The sequence below is a fragment of the Woeseia sp. D3-10 genome (assembly GCF_055809415.1).
On the sequence record NZ_JBVVTW010000007.1, the window covers coordinates 2,902,038 to 2,921,658 of the forward strand.

The window sequence follows — 19,621 nt, forward strand, 5'->3', positions numbered from 1 at the left end:
TCGTGCGTCACTCACGGATCTGGTCCGGCCTTGCCGACATGGCTACTGATTGAGTTCCTCACGCAAGGCCGCCGTCGCCGTTCGGTGCACGACCCAGGTAACGACGATAACCACCAGCGTACCGCTGATCAGTACTGCACGACTTGCCCACGGATTCGCCAACTCTTGTGACATGAGTTGCTCTACATTGGCAGCGATGCTGCCGAGGTAAGTGTAAAGCACCACCGCAGGGATCATTCCAAGCCATGTCGCGATGGTCATGATTGGCAATGGAATTCGGCTGAGGCCGTAAATAATATTCAGCAGGTTGAACGGCATAAGCAATGACAGGCGAGTCAGCAGTACGATCAGGAAGCCTTTTCTCGCGACCGCTCGGTCAATCGCAACGAAGCGCGGGTCAGTATTGAATCGCTGCCATAGCCAATCGCGAGCCAGGGTTCGGCAGATCAATGCGGCAAGCCCCGCGCTGAGGCCGATGCAGAAAAATGCGATCGGAAGCCCGGTTCTCAGGCCGAACAGGTAGCCGGCACTCGCCATCAATAGCGAGCCGGGCACCATCGCAACGGTCAGAACGACAAAGGCGCAGGTAAACAACAAGGCGCCCAGCAACAGGTGTGAGTCCATCCAGGTGCGCGCGGTTTCCAGCCAGTCGGTGAGCGGCAGGAAACTGACTCCGACAATAACCAGCAACAGCATTGCTGCACCGATCAACAATCGCCGTCGGTTGCCGTTGCGGGCTTTTTTTTCCAGTGCGCCGGCGTTGTTCAAGACGGTTTGACGGCGCGGCGAAACGCCGAGTCACGGGGGTTGTCATGGGTGTGAGTAATGAGTATTTCCTGCAGAGAGAAGGTGGCTTCAGCGACTCAATGATGTCGGCGCATTGTGTCTAGTTCACTCCTTTGGTGCCAGTGCAACGCGCACAAGCAGGGTTGAAAATGGTGTACTAACGCCGGCCGTGACTGCGCAGAAACTCGCCGAGCATGCGGAATTCGTCGGTTCGCCCGCTTCCTTTGCGCGCACGCCAGTCCGATCGTGCGGCTGCTTTTCTCGCCCACGGCATGCATGCGCACTTTCGTGTTCCGCAATATCACTGAATCCTTCGCCATCTCGGGAAGAAACGTAATGCCGAGATCGGCATCGACCATTTCGACCAGCGTCAGCAGGCTCGAAGCGGCGAAGCGGCGAATTTTCGCGGAATCACGAATCCGACAGGCGGCCAATGCGTGGTCGCGCAGACAGTGGCCATCTTCCAGCAGCAATATGCTGTCAGCATGCAGCCGGCTATATCGATAGCGCTCCGGATCGACTCGTTCCGTTCCCTCCCGGTAGGCGAGAAAAAACCGGTCTTCAAAAAGGTTCAGTGTCTCGACGCTGCGCAACTCGTAAGGCAATGCGAGCAGGAGGACATCCAGTTCGCCATCCAACAGCTTCTCGTGAATGACCTGTGTCTGGCCTTCGTGCAGATACAGCGTAAGCTTCGGGTAGGCTTTACGCAGCGCCGGCATCACGGTCGGCAGCATAAACGGCGCGATCGTCGGGATCACGCCAAGGCGCAGGTCGCCGGTCAACGGCTCGCGCCGCTCCCCGGCAATCTCGACCAGCGCTTCGATATCTCTGAGGACCAGTCGCGCTTGTACATCAACGTCCTGTCCGGTGGAGGTGATGGTCACCTGCCTGTTGGTACGGTCAACAAGCTGTGCTTCAAGGAGGTTTTCCAGTTCCTGGATAGCGCTGCTAAAGGCCGATTGGGAAACGAAGCAAGCGTCCGCCGCGCGGCCAAAGTGCTGATGTTCAGCCAGTGCAACGAAGTAGCGCAGTTGTTTGGTCGTGGGATATTTCATTATCGATAAAACCGATTATAGTCTAGCGAATAATCTATTTTATTTATCTGTCTGGTGCAACTACCCTGTACCTGTCCCGTAACACTGGAGAAACGAAATGCGCGTCAACATAGGTATTAGCGAAGAATCACGGCAGGCGATAGCTGGCCAGCTGGCGAAATTGCTGGCGGACACATACACGCTGTACCTGAAGACCCACAATTTTCACTGGAATGTCACCGGGCCGCAGTTCAATACGCTGCACCTGATGACAGAAGGGCAGTACACCGAGCTGGCTCTGGCGGTAGATCAAATTGCTGAGCGGATACGCGCGTTGGGCTTGCCAGCACCTGGCAGCTACGCGGAATTCTCGAAACTGGCGACAGTGGAAGAGGCCAAAGGTGGCGAAAGCGCCGATGAAATGATCCGGCAACTGGTGATTGGTCAGGAGACTGTTGTGCGTACCGCACGTGGTGCTGTCGCCGCTGCCGACGAGGCAAGCGACGAGCCGACCCTGGATTTGCTGACGCAGCGGATGCAGGTACACGAGAAAACGGCATGGATGCTGCGCAGCATGCTGGAAGACTGAATTCTTACGTAATCAATTTTCGAAAATGGAGAGATACATCATGTTAGAAAATCGCGAAGGGCAACGAGTACCGCAGACACAGTTTCGCACCCGTGTGGATCATGACTGGGTAAACGTCAGCACTGACGACGTATTCGCCGGCAAGACCGTTGTGGTCTTTTCGCTGCCAGGTGCGTTCACGCCGACCTGTTCATCGTCGCACGTGCCGCGTTTTGATCAGCTTACGGACCGTTTCCGGCAGCTTGGCGTTGACACGGTCGCCTGCATCTCGGTTAACGATGCGTTTGTAATGAACGAATGGAAAGACGCGCAGAACGCGGAGAACGTAGTGTTCCTGCCGGATGGCAACGGTGAATTTACCGATGGCATGGGCATGCTGGTCGGGAAAGAAGACCTGGGGTTCGGCAAGCGTTCATGGCGCTATTCGATGCTGGTTAAAGACGGCGTCGTCGAGAAAATGTTTATCGAGCCGGAGAAGCCTGGCGATCCGTACGGTGTTTCTGATGCCGACACGATGCTCGAGTATCTTGCGCCGAATGCAGCGAAGCCATTGGACGTGGCTGTATTCTCGCGGAAAGGATGCCCGCATTGCGCACGCGCTAAAGGCCTGTTGCGCGACGCAGGAATTGCGTTCGAGACGCTGGAACTCAACGATCAGTACACCGATCGTGGCTTGCGCGCCGTTGCGGATGCGACGAGTCTGCCGCAGGTGTTTATCAATGGAGAGAAAGTCGGCGGTGCTGACGATCTCGAGAACTGGCTCGCCAACAACGCCGTCGCAGACGAGCAGCGCACAGCAGCCTGAATATCTCCCTCCTCTGTTGGGCCGCTCCCCGGCCCGCAACAGTTTTGGCCCGGCATTGCCGGGCCTTTTTTTTAAGCAATGCGTTTCAGAAACAGAGTCGACGCACCGAGCTTGAGGTATTGGCCGAACCCGGCGTTGCGCGGAATCCCGTCAGTCGGCGTGGCAACCGGTTCTCACACTGGCGGCGGGCAGAAGGCATACCTTCAGGCGAATTTAGCAGACGCAGTCTGAACGACACCTTGGTGCCTGCCTACCAGATTGCCAGAATCCGACAGCTGTGCGCAGAATGGATATAGCCAGAATTCAGTTCAGATCGGATGTATTGATCGCGTGAATCAACGTGGAACTTGCTCGCCGTGGCGGGTCAATAGCTAAATCGCAGATCGCGACGCTATGCGATCGACATTGGACAATACATGAGTCGTTCACTTACGAAGGTCAATTGCTACGTTCTATTGAGCGCCGTATTGATTGTGGCAACGCGCGGCAGTGCTCAGTCAGTGGATGACGATTCTTATCGAATTGCGTATGACGGCGCTATCGCTCAGCAGTCCTATGATGAAGCGACGGTCATTGCGAAGACGCAACTTGCCCGTGTTCTGGATGCCGGTATCTGGGACGCAATGACAACGGCAACACTGTACAGCGATCTCGCGTCAGCCCAGCGTTTTGCGGGCAATTATTCTGCTGCACAACTTAACTACGAAACGGCGGTCAGCGCGATTGAGGCGCGCACGGACCGAATGAATATCGCCCTCGAGCGTCCGTTATTAGGGCTCGGTGAAACACTCTTGAGTGACGGTCGGCCAGATCTCGCGCTGGATTATTTCGCTCGCGCAGTGCACGTCAGGCAGGTCAACGATGGTCCCCATCACATTGCTCAAGTCGATGCGATTGAGCAACTCGGACAGGCATACGCGGTGCTGGGCGACACGAATAAGTCGGAGGCTATGGCTACCCGCCTCGGCATGTTGATTGAACGGCACGTCGCGACCCCGTCGATCGCTGCGCGCGAGTTGTGGGTGCGTCAAGGTGGTTTGTACCGGCTTATTGACAAGCCAGCTATGGAGCGTGCTGCCTATGCTCGTGCTATTGAGACAGGCGCTGCCGGGGAGCCTGCGTGGGTGGAGCCCTATGTCAGAACAGGAGAAAGTTTTCTTAGCGAGTATCTGCAGGCATACGTTGACGCATCCAGTCAGGACGAACTGCCTGACAGGAAGTTGCTGGCAGATGCAGAATTGTCTTTGCGCAAGGCAGTCGAAGTTGCCTGTTCGGATGATGGGTTGCATTGGCAGCAGAAATACCGCGCGAGTCTCGCACTGGGCGATTTCTATTCCGTTGCTGGAAATTTCAGCGAGGCAAGACAAGAATATAGCCAGACATGGAAGCTGCTGACAGCCGATCCTGCCGGACTGTCTCGGCGCGCGGCCGATCTGGAGTCCACTACGCTGATCTGGCAGCCGCCAATTAACGTTGATGGTCTTGTGCTACTTGAGCCAGGTCGCATGCTCGATGGCGGCTGGTTGCCGGACGGCCGCATCAAGGTCAGTTTTTCCGTTGATAGACGCGGCCGCTTGTCGAAAATCGCTTTGCTGGAAATCAACCCTGACCGACACCCTCGTATTGAAGCTCGAATCAAAGAAGGCTTGGCCGGCTACGTTTACCGTCCGCGTATGAGCCGGGGCTTCACTGTCGATACGGTGGGGCTGACCTTGGAATTCGGATTCAGCGTTCCGTCAGAAAAAGCCACTCAATAATAGCTGCATTGCGGTCGGTATTGAGTGTTGCGAACATGCAACATCAGTGCAGCGCATGCCAGAATTTTGCGCAAATGTCAGGGCTTTTTCGGCTAGCGAAGCACCCTTTTCTGGGAGCGTTCCACAAAGAAGAAACACATTTAGCAGTGGCAAATGCCGATTGTTTCTTATGAAATTCAGTTATTTAGTTTTGAAATGGGATGTATGTCGAGCGGCCAGCGAGTGCCGCACCGCGACATTTATTGTGGGGTAAATGCCACAACTGTTGCGGCGCCAATTGAGATTGTTACTCTAACGCGACAGTCAGCGGGAAACAGGCCATTTCAGAGCTTGCGCCGCAATGACTACACCGTACGGCAGCCGGGTCAAGACATTCGGCGGACGTAGCGAAGATGCAACGTCACGTCGAGTGCCTGCCCCGAACGTCGGCGACAATGCCTTAGACAAGATATGCATAGGGGATTTATGAAATGTGTAAGAGACTAGCGTTAACTTTCGTCTCTGCCGTTTTGTTGATGTTTGGTTCCATGACGACGGTGTTCGCACAGGGTGCGACCGGTACGCTCGATGGCCAAACAGTAGACAGCAACGGTACGCCTGTGTCCGGAGCGACGATCACGCTGTCCAGTGTACGCACGGGCCAGACACGATCCGTTACGACCAACAGCAACGGCAATTTCAGGCTGCAACTTCCGCCAGGTGAGTACAGGCTGGAATCCACAGCCTCAGGTTTTGCCGAGGTGACCATAGAGAGCGTCATGGTCAATCTTGGTACGTCGGTTGATCTCACCATTCCGCTTACTGATTCCGCAATTGAGGAGATCATCACTTACGGTTCAGCGGCAGAGTTTCTGCAGACCACCACCGGCGAAACCGGCCTCAACATCTCGATCGAAGAGCTGGCAATGTTGCCGGTAGCACGAAACATCGAAGCAGTTGCGCTCTTGGCGCCGGGAACAATTGCCGGTGACACTGCGTTCGGCGACGATAAAACGCTGGTTTCATTCGGTGGCGCGTCAGTTGCTGAAAACGTCTACTACATCGACGGATTGAATGTAACGAACTTTCGCAATGGATTGGGCGGCAGCTCGGTTCCGTTCGAGTTCTACGACCAGTTCCAAGTGAAGACAGGCGGTTACGGCGCTGAATTCGGTCGTTCGACGGGCGGCGTTATCAATGCTGTTACGAAGCGAGGTTCGAACGAATTCGAGTACGGCGTTGTGACCTACTTTGAACCTGAGCTATTCCAGGGCGAAAGTCCAAACTCAATTCGTCCGGACGGTTCGTTCTACGACTATAACGGCGAGAACCGTCAGAGCAGTATGACAACAGACTTTTACGTCAGTGGTCCGATCTGGCGTGATCGCTTGTTCTTCTATGCACTTTATGAGCCGCGCGATACCGAATCTGAGTTCAACTCGTTGGGCAGCGCAGATACATTAAACGTGCAGAAAGTTGACGACGACTTTTTCGGCGGCAACCTGACGTGGAACATCACTGACGACCATACGCTTAGTTACACGGCGTTCTCCGATGAACGAGTGATTAAGACTAAGCAGTTTGACTACAATATCGCGCAGTCTCAGCGCGGCGCCGAGATTGGTGAATCGAGCGAGTTCCGTGGTGGCGACAACAGCATCATTCGCTACGATGGCAATTTCGGTGATTCATTGACCGTTTCCGCAATGTACGGCGAGAACGAGTACAGCCTGACCGACCAGTCGACGACCGACATAAACTGTCCGCTGGTTGTTGATGTCAGCACCGGTTCAACGAACTCGCTACCGGGCTGCTGGATCGCTTCCACGGTTCAGACGGGTGGTGACAAGCGTGAAGCACTGCGATTTGACATCGAATACTATGTCGGAGACCACACCATCCGCGCGGGATTCGACCGGGAAGACAATGCATCGGTTGACGCAACGATCTATCCGGGTTTCAGTTTTAACCCGAGCCAACTCGGCGGCATTTACTACCGCTATGAGACCTACGCAGTGGGGCAGCAGTTGTCAAACGGTGCAACCATGACCGACATCAACGGCGATGGTTCGGATGTTGATACCGTTCGGCTGCGCTACATCGAGAACGGTGGCAGCTTCGATACCATCTCGCAGGCGTGGTACATCGAGGATAAATGGCAAATCAACGACGAGTTTACGTTGAGCCTGGGTATCCGTAATGAAACCTTCGAGAACAACAATGCGGAAGGCGCGCCGTTCATTAAGATCGACGATCAGTGGGCTCCGCGTATCGCCTTTTCTTGGTCACCGGGCGGTTCTGATGACCAGCAAGTAACCTTGAACTGGGGACGTTACCACTTGCCGATTGCGGCTAATACCAACGTACGTTTATCGGGTGCTGAGCTCGATTATCAGGAGTACTACGTGTACGACGGCGGCCGCGATGCGACTACTGCAGCGCCGACCTCAATCGATTCCGAAGGTGTGCCGACAACGCAGCAAATCGGAACGCGACTGCTGGTATCGGACGGTTCAGTGCCGGATACCAGTGCCATCATCGACCAAAACCTTGAACCGATGTTCCAGGACGAATGGATCCTCGGCTACGAGCGAAATTTGGGTGATAACTGGACAGTCGGAGCGCGCTACGTACGTCGTGAACTGTCATCCACCATTGACGACATCCTCGTAGACTTCGGTCTCGAAGAAATCGGCTGGGACGGCCCGATCGGCTCCGGTAACGATTGCCACTACGTGTTGACGAATCCGGGTAATGATCTGACGACCATGTGCGAGCAGTACCTGATACCGGGTGATGACACGAGTGGCACTGAGTTGGTCCAGGTGACCATTCCTGCCGATGCACTGGGCTATCCGGAAGCGAAACGAACCTACGAAGCGTACGAGTTTACGGCCAATGGTTCGTTCGGTGACTGGACCATGGCGGGTTCTTACACCTGGTCCAAGAATGAAGGCAACACGGAAGGCTATGTGAAGTCTGATATCGGTCAGGACGATGCCGGTATTACCCAGGACTTTGATATTCCGCAGTTGATGGACGGCGCATTTGGATATCTGCCCAATGATCGTCGCCACAAACTGAAGTTCTGGGCGTCTTATCAGGCATCTGATCGCCTGACACTGGGTGCGAACCTGGCTGTCCAGTCAGGTCGCCCGATCAACGCTTTCGGTGAAGAACATCCGGATGGCACACCCGCCTACGGTGATACCTTCTACCTGAGAGACGGCGACGGAAACCTGCGATTCGTACCGCGAGGTACTGCCGGTCGTACGGACTGGATCATGCAACTCGACTTTGCTGCGATCTATTCCTTCCAGTGGCAGGACCGCGCTACGGTTGAGCTGCGAGCAGAGATCTTCAATGCTCTGAACGGAGAAAGCGCTCGTGAAGTTTACGAGTTTGCAGCGATCAATCCGGATCAATACATGTTGCCAAGCAGCTACCAGCGTCCGCGCTACCTGCGATTTGGTGCAGCAATTCGATTCTGATTGCATAGTCGTATAACGAAGCTAGTACAGAGCCGGCCTCCGAAAGGAGGCCGGTTTTTTTTATTTAATGACCGTAGTGACTGTTGCTCCGTGACGTGTTTCGCGACGGATTAGTTGTTGGTTGAATGCGCTGCCCGGATGCGGCGGACGCGTTTGTCGCCTTCGCTGAGGGATATCCGAACCTGTTCTTCAGTGCTGTCGCCGAGGTACGGCTCGGCGGCGGCAATCATTACCGGCACGGCCTCGAGAAGGTCATCAACGCTGCCGGTTGTTTCGACATCAACGCTCCACAGCTCTTCCGGCACGGCATTGCTGCGACCACGTTGTTTTATATCACTCAAATATTTTTGCAAATCCACCGCGACCAGGCTCATGTGTTTGGTAAAGACCGTGGTTGCAAACGCATTTTGTTCGTAGCCGCTTAGCTGCTCGACCGGCGGAAGGTCCAGGACTGTCGGTTGTCCCGCACTTTGCGCGCCTTGTCCTCCTGAGCTGCTGGAGCCTGTGTTGCGGGCCGCCGCCGATGCGCCTTGTGTGTAAGGCGTTTCGTACATTGCCCTGCTGACGGTATGGTAGGACTTTTTCGGGTCGCTTATGTCTGCGGACACGTAGACGGCAAACGTTGCCGCGTTCAGCTGGTCTTCGGCGATGCGCTGGTAACCGTGTTCGGCCATAGCTCGCTCCAGCTGGTTTGCGTACTGATCAAACTGTGGGGATTCCAGTGGGAAGTCCTGATCATTGGATAGAATGATGTAGGTATTGCCTGGCGTAGACACGTTGTTCTTGTGCGCCGACACGTCCAGTTCGTACAGTGTGCCGCAGGCGCTGACGCTGAGAACAAGGCCCACGAACGCACAATGTCGGAGTGCTGCAGTGTTCATGGTTTCCTCTCCTAATCAGGTATCAGTAGATTTTTTTGGCGTTTCGGACTTTGACAAGGCTTATTGCGTAATTGACCGGAGAGAATTGCTGAGGTTCATGCAAAAACCGTCTTTGATCCGGAAGTCTGCATGTCAGCCTCGTCCTTGGTCTTGCGCCCGGCGTGTCGCCTAGTCTGCGATTCCGCAGTGTCGAAGTGGACGGTCGGCCGTTCAGACCAGTCAACCCTAGCATTGCCCTTGGCAAATATGGGGTCAATAGGCTTTGCGCTGAGGGTGGCCTAACTCTCTGAAATATAGTCGTCCGGTACGTGCCGGGCACACGGTCTGCAACGGGATCGCAGGCGATGCCCCTCAGGATCTTTGCGGCTGGCAACACGCCATGATGCGGATTCGTGAGTCAAAACTGACCGCCAAATAAGTGTCCGGCACGGGGGGGTGGCGGATTGACGTACGGAACAGCTCCAATCGGGTCGGGGGGCTTGCTATGCTTCGCGCTACTCCGCGAACGACCGAACTATGGGATTACTACAGTGAGCAGCATCGATATTACCGACAAAGACCTGATCAGAACCGGCGCCTACATCAATGGGCAATGGGTTAGTGCAGACAATGGCAGTGTTTACCCGGTTGAAAATCCGGCAACTGGCGACGTTATTGCTGAGATTGCGAACTGCGGTACGGCAGAAACGCGGCGGGCGATTGAGGCGGCCGAAGCAGCGATGCCCGCGTGGCGTGGCAAGCCGGCGAAAGAGCGTGCGGCACTGCTGCGTCGCTTCTTCAGCCTGATGATGGAAGCGCAGGAAGATCTCGCGCGAATCATGACTGCCGAGCAAGGCAAGCCGCTGGCGGAATCGCGCGGAGAAATCGTTTACGGCGCAAGTTATATCGAATGGTTCGCGGAGGAAGCCAAGCGGGTATACGGCGATACCTTGCCGGCACCCGACGACGACAAGCGGCTCGTGGTTATTCGCCAGCCGGTTGGTGTGGTGGCGTGTATCACGCCATGGAATTTTCCGAACGCGATGTTGGCACGCAAAATTGCCCCCGCTCTTGCCGTTGGATGTACGGTCGTTTGCAAGCCGGCAAATGCAACCCCGCTGTCGGCGAATGCGTTTGCCGAGCTGGCAGAGCGTGCCGGAATACCGCCTGGAGTTGTGAACATTGTTAGCGGTCGGACCTCGGAAATTGGTGAAGAGCTAACGTCAAATTCAACAGTGCGCAAACTGACGTTTACTGGTTCTACGCCGGTCGGCAAGATGCTCGTTGAAGCCTGTGCAAAAACCATGAAGCGAACCTCCATGGAGCTGGGTGGGAATGCACCGTTTATCGTATTTGACGATGCTGACATCGATACGGCGGTCGCTGGCGCCATCGCGTGCAAGTACCGCAATGCCGGGCAAACCTGCGTTTGCGCGAATCGAATCATGGTTCAGGACGGTATATACGATGAGTTCGCCGAGAAATTTGTGGCCGCGGCCAGAAAGCTCACGATTGGCAACGGTGCCGATGACGGCGTTGATCTCGGGCCGCTGATCAATGAGAAAGCCGCCAGTGATGTGCTGGCGTTTATTGATGATGCGGTCAGCAACGGCGCGACAGCGGCCGTAGGTGGTGGACGTTCGTCACTCGGCTCCTGCTTCATTGAGCCGACCGTGTTGTTGAACGTGAATGACAGCATGCGGGTATTTCGGGAAGAAATTTTCGGTCCGGTTGCGCCACTGTTTCGCTTCAAGACCGAAGAGGAGGCCATACAGATGGCCAATGACACGCCCTTCGGTCTTGCCTGCTATTTCTACTCGCGGGATATCGGCCGGGTCTGGCGAGTTAGTGAAGGCCTGGAGTACGGAATAGTTGGTATTAATACGGGCATCATCTCCAACGAGACAGCGCCGTTCGGCGGAATCAAAGAATCGGGTCAGGGTCGTGAAGGTTCGAAGTACGGCCTGGATGATTACCTCGAAATGAAGTACCTGTGCATGGGTGGCGTGAGCCGCTGACTTAGTCGAACACCGCAGCGTTAGAAGCAGGCTTGTTGCGCCCGGTCACTCGCGTTGCGTGTGACCGGGTTGTTCGCTCGCGGTGTCTGCCCGCCTCGCACAGCCCGGTGTTGAGGTCCGATTCCGGCTAATTCGGTGTTCGCCGCCACGTATACTGCTCGCCACGATTCAGGAGTGGCCGTATGCACAGTGAGACTCTAGAACGCGCCCGACTCGCTCGCGATGCACGTTTCGACGGCCGCTTTTTTGTTGGCGTGCTGACGACCGGAATTTACTGCCGGCCTATCTGCCCGGCGGTCGCGCCGAAACGCGAGAACGTGCAGTTCTACCCCAGCGCGGCGGCAGCCGGCGAGGCCGGCTTTCGACCGTGTTTGCGTTGCCGTCCCGAGTGCTCGCCGGGTACCCCGGCATGGGCGGGTACCTCCACAACGGTCAGTCGCGGTCTGCGGTTGATTGATGGCGGGGCACTGGACGACGGCAATGTCGAGGTACTCGCGGCCAAACTCGGCGTAACGAGCCGGCACTTGCGTCGACTTTTTACGCAGCATGTTGGCGCTTCACCGCAGGCGGTCGCGCATACACGCCGTCTGCATTTCGCGAAGCGGCTGATTGACGAAACTGCGTTGCCCATGAGTGATGTTGCGATCGCAGCGGGCTACGGCAGTGTGCGTCGGTTTAATGCCGCCTTCCGCTCGACCTACGACCGGACGCCTCGTGAGCTGCGACAATCACGGACCGGAAAATCACCGCGTAGAGAGCGTGCAGGCCTCAATGTTCGGGTGCCGTACCGGTCTCCCTACAGCTGGACTGACGTATTGCGGTTCTATGGCATGCGTGCCATCCCAGGCGTGGAAGAGATTTCTGGTGAGGTTTATCGCCGCAGCCTGCGGCTGGGTGACGCTGAATGCATCATCGAATTGCAGGCACATGCCAGTGACGGTTTTCTATCGTTACAAATGCAGAACGTGCCTACTGAGCGCATCTACGAAGTAGTACAAAAGGTGCGCGATGTCTTCGACCTTGATGCGCCGATAGATGATATTCGTGCCGCGTTGTCGACCGACGATCGCTTGCGGGCATTGCTCAGTACGCAGGCGGGTGTTCGGGTTCCAGGTTGCTGGGATGGCTTCGAACTGGCCGTGCGCGCAATACTGGGCCAGCAAATTTCGGTCAAAGCGGCGACCACGTTGTCTGGTCGGGTCGCGAGTCGCTACGGTACGCCTCTGCGTGAGCCTGTTGGCAGTTTGACGCATATTTTCCCGGATGCTGCTCAGCTGGTTCGTGCCCGGTTCAACAACATTGGCATTGTGCAAAACAGGGCAGATACCTTGCGCCGGCTTGCCCGTGCGGTCCTCACTGAGGATGTCAGCTTCGACCCACTGCAGGACATGCAGAATTTTCACCAGCAGTTGACCGCCATCAAGGGCATTGGCGACTGGACGGCGCAGTACGTAATGATGCGAGCGTTGAAGAATCCGGACGCGTTTCCGGCGTCTGACCTCGGGCTCGTCAAGGCACTGTGTCCGGGAGAGCGGGTTAGTCCTGCTGCATTGTCGGCACGTGCGGAGCACTGGCGGCCCTGGCGCGCGTACGCAGCAATGCTGCTTTGGGGTTCGAGCAACAGTGGAGGCTGAATGATGTACTACTGCTACCTGACAACCCCGATTGGGGATTTACTGCTCGCGGGAGACGCTAAGGCACTACACGTCATTAGCTTTCCGGAAGGGCCGAAACGCCGCGACCCGGATCCGGAATGGATTTTTTGCGAATCGCCGTTTTCTGACGCTCGTACCCAGCTACTGGAGTATTTCAGCGGGACCCGCAAAGCCTTCGATCTGGCACTCGCACCGTCCGGTACTGACTTTCAGCTTGCTGTCCTCGCAGCGTTGCAGGCGATCCCCTACGGCGATACAGCAAGCTATGCCGACATTGCGCGCCGGGTCGGACGGCCCAAAGCCGTTAGGGCAGTCGGGGCAGCGAACGGGCGCAACCCCATTCCTATCGTGATTCCCTGTCACCGCGTCATAGGCAGCAACGGCAAACTCACCGGTTTCGGTGGCGGCCTGCCGGCAAAAGAAGCGCTTCTGCGCCTTGAACTGGAGCACAGCCAGTTTTCCCTGGTCACAACCTGAAAGTCGTGTTGCTTGACAGCAACAAATGTAGATTCTGGACTCGGTAGCTACTGGGAAAGCGGAACCGTTGTTGTTACATTACCCAATGAGTTTCAGGACCATACGTGCTTTCGGTAATACGAAACGGTAGCCGTTGGCACGGGGGAGCCAGTGTTGTGCTTGTACCCAAGCAGGGCTCGATATATCGAAAATGGATGGAGATCCACTTATGCAGATTCTTACCAGGATGAGTAAGGGAATATTGTTGACGGCGTTTGTCGTCGCCGCATTTCCTGCAACGGCGATCAGCCAGAATCGCACGGCTGATGCATTACTTGAAGAGATCATCGTTACCGGCACCAAGCGCGCTGGCGGCATCGATGTACAAGATGCCGGCGTTGCCATCACTGCTTACAACGAGACACAACTGGATGCGATGCACCTGCGTGATGTGCAGGCTATCGGTTATTCAGCGCCCAGCGTACAACTCGAAGATATTGGTACGGCACGTGGCACAGCTAACTTCTCCATTCGAGGGCTCGGTATTAACAGCTCGATTCCCTCCATCGATCCGACCGTGGGTGTTTTCGTCGATGGCATGTACCTCGGCATCAACGCTGGCGTCGTGCTCGATATTTTTGATCTGGAAGGCATCGAAGTATTGCGTGGACCGCAAGGTCTGCTGTTTGGCCGCAACGTAACTGGCGGCGCGGTCCTGCTCAGAACGACGAAGCCGAGCGACACCTTCCGCTTCAAGGGCAAGATGGCAATGGAGACCGGCGACAATATCTATGCCTCCGGCCTGGTTACCGGGCCGTTAAGTGATTCCTGGCGCGGCAAGTTTGCGCTGTACCGCAACCATGACAGCGGCTGGCATACGAATCTACTGACGGGTGAGGATCACGGCAAAGCAGAAACGACCATGGTTCGCGGCGGCCTTGAGTATTTGCCCAACGACATGATGAGTTTCCTGTTCCGAATGGAGCACGGTGAGGCGGAAGGTGATGGCCCGGCGTCGCAGAATGAAGGTCTGTTCGGAGATGACGGTTTCGGTTTTTCAATTGACGAGCCAGGTTACTACGACAATGAATGGAATCAATTTACCTTTGAGTCCACGTTTGACGTGAACGCCGGTGACGGCGAAATCGTCAACATCCTTGGCTGGCGCGAATACTCATCAATGACTTTGAGCGACATTGATTCGTCGCCGATCTTCCTGTTCCACGCACCAGCACGTACCGACCAGGATCAGTTTTCGAATGAATTGCGTTACTCCGGTTCGTACGACAATCTTTACGTGACAACCGGTGCCTATTTCTTCAAGCAGGATCTGCTCTACCTTGAGCGTCGGCTCATTCAGGGCGGTGCACTGGATATCACGGGTGGCGGCAATCAGGAATCCGAAACATTCGCGGTTTTCGCCTCTCTCGATGTGGTCCTGAATGACGTATTCACCCTGAACTTTGGCGGCCGCTATACGCGTGAGGAAAAGACGGCACGTATCGCGTCAATTCCGCTGAACCTGTGCACGATCGATGCGGGCTGTGCTGCCGCGGACCTCAATGATTCCCGCAGCTGGAAGAATTTTACGCCGAAAATCGGTATGCAGATCAAGCCAAATGACACGACTCAGTTGTACGGCTTCTGGACCAAGGGCTTCCGCAGCGGCGGTTACAACATGCGCCACACAGCGGTTGCCATTCCGAACCGGAGCTTCGACGAAGAAGAACAATCGTCGTTTGAAGTTGGCGTTAAGAAAGACTTTGCCGACGGTCGCGTGCGTTTGAACGCAGCGGCTTATCACAACACGATCGAGGACATGCAGCGCGAGGTTAACCTTACTGACCCGATCGTTGGTGTAGTGCAAATCATTCAAAACACGGCTGACGCGACAATTACTGGCATCGATATCGAAGCAAGCTTTGTGCTGTCCGATTCGTTGTTCCTGTCGACTTCCCTTGGGTATGTTGACGGTCAGTACGACGAAGTGAATTTCGACATATCCAGCGATGGCGTGATTGACAGCGGCGATCGGCAGCTGGAATTGCCGCGTCTTGCTCCGTGGTCCTATGGCGCGCAGCTGGTTTATACGCGTGATTATTCCTGGGGCAGTATGTCAATGCAGGCCAGCGGCTATCGTCGCGATACGGCTAAATACACGGACAACAACCGCGGTTCGTTGCGGGCCGCCGACATGTTTGATGCCAGTATCAATCTCGGCTTCAATGATGACCGCGTAACGTTGTCACTCTATGGCAAGAACCTGAAGGACGAGTCCACGATCGGTGGTGATACTCAGTTGCCGGGCAACTTCCCGGGCAGTCCGGGTTTCCCGGTACCGGGTCTGTCGGGCAACAAAGCGACGTTCTCGCCATTGAACAAAGGTCGCGTGTACGGTCTGGAAATTATCTACGACTACGAATAAGTGCGATTCGCAAAACAAAAAAGCCCCGGCTGGTCCGGGGCTTTTTTTATGCTCTGGGCTTACAATTCGTATATGGGCCGCATCCCAAGACGATCAATGCGTCGGGCAGGCTGCGCGCTACTCGGGATCCGCGAGGTGTACGATCTGCTTGCCTACGTTCTTGCCCTGCAATACGTCAATCAATGCCTGTGGCGCATTCTCGATACCTTCAGCCACGGTTTCCCGATAGTTCAGGCGACCTTCGGCCAGCCAGCCACTCGCTTTGCGTACGTACTCCATACAGGCATCGCGATCGTCACTGACAATGAAACCCTTAATCGTCAGCCGCCTTGCGATTATCAACATCATGCCGCGTGGACCCGGTTCCTGATGTTCATCGTTGTAGTTGGAAATCATCCCGCAAAGTGCAACGCGGCCAAAGTTACGCATGTTCCAGAGTGCGGCTTCGAAAATTTTCCCACCGACGTTTTCAAAATTGACGTCGATACCGTCCGGGCACATTCTGGCGATACTCTTGGCAATGTTGTCGCTGGTCTTGTAGTTGAACATCGCGTCATAACCAAAATCGCTTTCACACAATGCGATTTTTTCGTCTGAGCCGGCGCAGCCGGTTACGCGACAGCCGTGAATCTTGGCGAGTTGTCCGACGATACTGCCGACAGCACCTGAAGCTGCCGATACAAATACTGTGTCACCGGATTTCGCGGCGGCTGTCTTCATCAGACCGACCCAGGCGGTCATGCCGGGCATACCCAATATGCCGAGATGGTAGGAAAGTGGCACAGGGCCCTGCGTAACCTGGTGCAGTCCAGTGCCGTCTGAGATTGAGTAGTTTTCCCAGCCCAGCATGCCGCTGACAAAGTCGCCCTTTTCGAACGAATCATTGCGGCTTTCCATTACCTGGCCAACAGCGCCTGCTTGCAGAACTTCACCAATCTGAAATGCCGGCACGTAAGACTTTGTATCGTTCATGCGCCCGCGCATATACGGGTCCACTGACATGAACAGGTTGCGTACCAGCAATTCGCCCTCGGCAGGCTCTGTGACCGGAGCGTCGGTTAACGTGAAATTGTCCGCGCTTACCCAGCCGTCAGGTCGGCTGGCCAGGCGAATCTGGCGATTGATCATGTTAGCCATGGCAACGATGCTCCATGTGATGTGGTGAATGCGTACCGGCGTCTACTGTACCGCAGATGCCACGCGCATGGTTTATAGCTGCCGATTTTGCAGGGCAAGCACGGCGGGCGATGGCTTCGCACCAGGCTGCAGGCGTTCGTCGTTGATCAATTGTCCCAATGTCGAGACCAGCGGCAGAGTGCCTGCCCAGATGGGAATGTTGTAGTCGTCTTCCTCATCTTCCGCCAATCCGCTTGCCACCTTGGCGGCGGCGCTGTCGATCGACACGGCGATGACACCGGTCATCTTGACCTCGCGTTCGAGTGGCTCGCGCAGTTCATCCCAACGGCCCGGCGTCAGGTGTTCACTGATGCATTTCATTGCGTGCAACTTATCCTGCTTCGCTTCGACGAGCATGGGCTTGCCGTGCACCGTTACCGAACGATAATTCATCGACGAGTTAAACGCCGAGCGCGCCAGCACTATGCCGTCAACCAGGGTGACGTTGATGCAGACGCTACTGGTCTCGGCGAGCAAGCGGATCACTCGCGCTTTGCGCGCACCGTGCAGGTACAGCGTTTCTCCGTCACGAGCGTGAATCATGGGAACGATAACTGGCTGGCCGTCCTGAACGAATGCAGTGTGTGCGACCAGCCCGGTGTCCAGAATGCGGTGCACAAGCTCTCGATCGTAGCTCGCCTTGTCGCGCAACTGCCGGACTTTGTTTTGCTTGCCGACTGAGTAGTTGTCGTTTTGCGTCATGGCGGCCTCTCGCGAGTTAGTGAAGAAATTTTGGCGCCAGCGTCAGGGCAACGAGTGTTACCAACGCGATGCCTATGAGGTTGAGCGCGAAACCGGCGCGGACCATTTTGGGGATTGTGAGCAGCCCCGAGCCGAATACGATGGCATTGGGTGGTGTCGCAACAGGCAGCATAAATGCGCAACTGGCGGCAAATGTTACCGGTACCGCCAGGACCACCGGGTCAATGCCCGCCTCAATGGCAATGGCGCCAACCACGGGAAGGAAAGTAGCGGTCGTTGCGATATTGCTGGTGAGCTCGGTGAGGAAAATTATCAATGCTGCGACCAGCATGACCAGAATCGCGATAGGTAATGCGCCGAAGGCGTTGAGGCTGCTGCCGAGCCAGGCGGCGAGTCCGGTGCTGCTGAATGCGCCAGCAAGCGACAGTCCACCACCGAACAGCAGCAAAATGCTCCACGGCAACTTTTCGACGTGTAACCAACGTATGAGGAAGGGGTCGCTGCGATCGCCACTGGGTATCAGGAACAGGGCGACGGCGCCGGCCATGGCTATGCCCGAATCATCCAGCCCCGACAAAGCGGGCAGTTGAATGAGTAACGGTCGGAAAATCCAGGCCAGAGCGAGCACCAGGAAGACTATGCCGACGCGCTTTTCCGGCACAGAGATTTGTCCCATGTCGTCTTTCATCGCACGCAATGCAGCGCGGCCTTCGCCGGAGGTCTTGAAGTCAACGCGGAAGACCCAGCGCGTCAACGACAACCACGCCAGCGGCAGCAACAACGCACTCATCGGTATCCCCACCATCATCCAGCTCGCGAAGTCGATCGTTGTACCGTAGCTCTCCTGCATGAACGCGGCCATCAGTGCATTCGGCACGGTTCCCACCAACGTGGCCATGCCGCCTATCGAGGATGCGTAGGCAATACCCAGCAACAAGGCGTACTGAAAATCGTGGCGAGCCCGGTCGTCGAGGCTGCCGACAGTTGTGTGAATGACGCCGATGATGGACACAGCAATGGGCAGCATCATCATGGTTGTCGAGGTGTTCATCACCCACATGCTCAGCAATGCACTGGCAATCATAAAGCCGCCAATCAGAGAGCGGCCGTTGCCTCCCGCATGCTGCAAGATGGTCAGGGCTATTCGGCGATGCAGATTCCAGCGTTGCATAGCGAAGGCCACGATGAAGCCGCCGAGAAAAAGATAAATAACCTTGTTCGCGTACGGAGAGGACGTGGTTTGCATATCGGCTATGCCGAGCAGCGGGAACGCGACCAGCGGAAGCAGTGCGGTCACAGCGATTGGGACGGCCTCTGTTGCCCACCAAACGGCCATGAGCAATGCCATCGCGGCTGTTCGCCATGCCGCGATCGACAAGTCGCCTGGCGGGCTCGTGAGCAGAACGGTCAGAGCCAGTAAGGGGCCCAGGATGAGCCCTATCGTCTGGTGCGTACTCCGGCCATCTAACGCTGATTCACTCAATACCTTTCCCCCGGGCGTTCGTCTTGAAGCAGCGAAGCGTACCTTGCCCTTCGTCCGGGTACGAGTTTGGCTCGCGAGATCAGCGCGCGAAAGCGCAACGTGGCCCACATCTTGTGCAGCTATCGCAGTGGCCTACAAGATGTAGTAGCATCCCCGTCGTACCATACCGGTACGCACGGAGATGGAGTGTTATCAGGGCAGATCCGAGGTCACTGCAGGCAGGAATGCCAGTCAGGTTTTCGGTAGCGCGTTTCCTCTCAATTCACGCGACCGTCGCCGCTCCTGGAGTGGCAGCCGACTAGCGGTACATCGATTCGGCACTGTAGAACGGAGATTAATGCTGACGCACGGAGCGTCGCAGTGATCAGCATCCGCGCAGCGCCAGCCGGGTAACATCCGCGCTTC

Annotated in this window: 14 protein-coding genes; 8 read left to right on the forward strand and 6 right to left on the reverse strand. The window is 56.0% G+C overall.

Annotation, left to right across the window (positions count from 1 at the left end; translation table 11 throughout):
* Positions 1–42: 42 nt before the first annotated feature.
* Together AC0L8N_RS13225 and AC0L8N_RS13230 are read right to left on the reverse strand one after the other, a co-directional pair.
* A complete protein-coding gene (locus AC0L8N_RS13225; RefSeq protein ID WP_473668150.1) occupies positions 43–768 on the reverse strand; it encodes a TVP38/TMEM64 family protein in 726 nt (241 codons plus the stop codon).
* A gap of 95 nt (positions 769–863) precedes the next feature.
* On the reverse strand, positions 864–1,841 hold the full coding sequence (locus AC0L8N_RS13230; RefSeq protein ID WP_473668151.1) for a LysR substrate-binding domain-containing protein: 978 nt from the start codon (positions 1,839–1,841) through the stop codon (positions 864–866).
* 97 nt (positions 1,842–1,938) lie between these two features.
* Here AC0L8N_RS13230 and AC0L8N_RS13235 point away from each other — a divergent pair, with 97 nt between their 5' ends.
* From AC0L8N_RS13235 to AC0L8N_RS13250, 4 genes are all read left to right on the forward strand, one after another.
* A complete protein-coding gene (locus AC0L8N_RS13235) occupies positions 1,939–2,409 on the forward strand; it encodes a Dps family protein (protein ID WP_473668152.1) in 471 nt (156 codons plus the stop codon).
* Positions 2,410–2,449: 40 nt separating this feature from the next.
* Positions 2,450–3,214 carry a glutathione peroxidase gene (locus AC0L8N_RS13240; RefSeq protein ID WP_473668153.1) on the forward strand — a complete coding sequence of 255 codons (765 nt, stop codon included), beginning with the start codon at positions 2,450–2,452 and terminating at the stop codon, positions 3,212–3,214.
* A gap of 416 nt (positions 3,215–3,630) precedes the next feature.
* Positions 3,631–4,971, forward strand: coding sequence for a tetratricopeptide repeat protein (locus AC0L8N_RS13245; RefSeq protein WP_473668154.1), 1,341 nt, complete (start codon positions 3,631–3,633; stop codon positions 4,969–4,971).
* 470 nt (positions 4,972–5,441) lie between these two features.
* Positions 5,442–8,441: a TonB-dependent receptor gene (locus AC0L8N_RS13250; protein ID WP_473668155.1), complete on the forward strand. Its 3,000-nt coding sequence runs from the start codon at positions 5,442–5,444 to the stop codon at positions 8,439–8,441.
* Positions 8,442–8,551: 110 nt separating this feature from the next.
* Here AC0L8N_RS13250 and AC0L8N_RS13255 read toward each other — a convergent pair whose 3' ends face one another.
* Positions 8,552–9,322, reverse strand: coding sequence for a hypothetical protein (locus AC0L8N_RS13255; RefSeq protein ID WP_473668156.1), 771 nt, complete (start codon positions 9,320–9,322; stop codon positions 8,552–8,554).
* A 539-nt stretch (positions 9,323–9,861) separates the two neighbouring features.
* Here AC0L8N_RS13255 and AC0L8N_RS13260 point away from each other — a divergent pair.
* The 4 genes from AC0L8N_RS13260 to AC0L8N_RS13275 all read left to right on the forward strand — a co-directional run bounded on the left by AC0L8N_RS13260 (position 9,862) and on the right by AC0L8N_RS13275 (position 15,855).
* Complete coding sequence (locus AC0L8N_RS13260) at positions 9,862–11,319, forward strand: NAD-dependent succinate-semialdehyde dehydrogenase (protein WP_473670157.1); 1,458 nt, start codon at positions 9,862–9,864, stop codon at positions 11,317–11,319.
* A 182-nt stretch (positions 11,320–11,501) separates the two neighbouring features.
* Entirely contained in the window at positions 11,502–12,953 is a 1,452-nt protein-coding gene (locus tag AC0L8N_RS13265) for an AlkA N-terminal domain-containing protein (protein ID WP_473668157.1), read from the forward strand.
* Positions 12,954–13,451, forward strand: a complete 498-nt coding sequence (locus tag AC0L8N_RS13270) for a methylated-DNA--[protein]-cysteine S-methyltransferase (RefSeq protein WP_473668158.1) — start codon at positions 12,954–12,956, stop codon at positions 13,449–13,451. It begins immediately after the preceding gene.
* A 226-nt stretch (positions 13,452–13,677) separates the two neighbouring features.
* Complete coding sequence (locus tag AC0L8N_RS13275; RefSeq protein ID WP_473668159.1) at positions 13,678–15,855, forward strand: TonB-dependent receptor; 2,178 nt, start codon at positions 13,678–13,680, stop codon at positions 15,853–15,855.
* A gap of 117 nt (positions 15,856–15,972) precedes the next feature.
* On the opposite strand, the gene AC0L8N_RS13280 is transcribed toward AC0L8N_RS13275, so the two are convergent.
* From AC0L8N_RS13280 to AC0L8N_RS13290, 3 genes are all read right to left on the reverse strand, one after another.
* Entirely contained in the window at positions 15,973–16,992 is a 1,020-nt protein-coding gene (locus tag AC0L8N_RS13280) for an NADP-dependent oxidoreductase (protein WP_473668160.1), read from the reverse strand.
* Positions 16,993–17,064: 72 nt separating this feature from the next.
* Entirely contained in the window at positions 17,065–17,733 is a 669-nt protein-coding gene (locus AC0L8N_RS13285) for a pyridoxamine 5'-phosphate oxidase family protein (RefSeq protein ID WP_473668161.1), read from the reverse strand.
* 16 nt (positions 17,734–17,749) lie between these two features.
* Positions 17,750–19,216 (reverse strand): SLC13 family permease, encoded by a 1,467-nt coding sequence (locus AC0L8N_RS13290; RefSeq protein WP_473668162.1) that lies wholly within the window; start codon positions 19,214–19,216, stop codon positions 17,750–17,752.
* Positions 19,217–19,621: the final 405 nt, after the last annotated feature.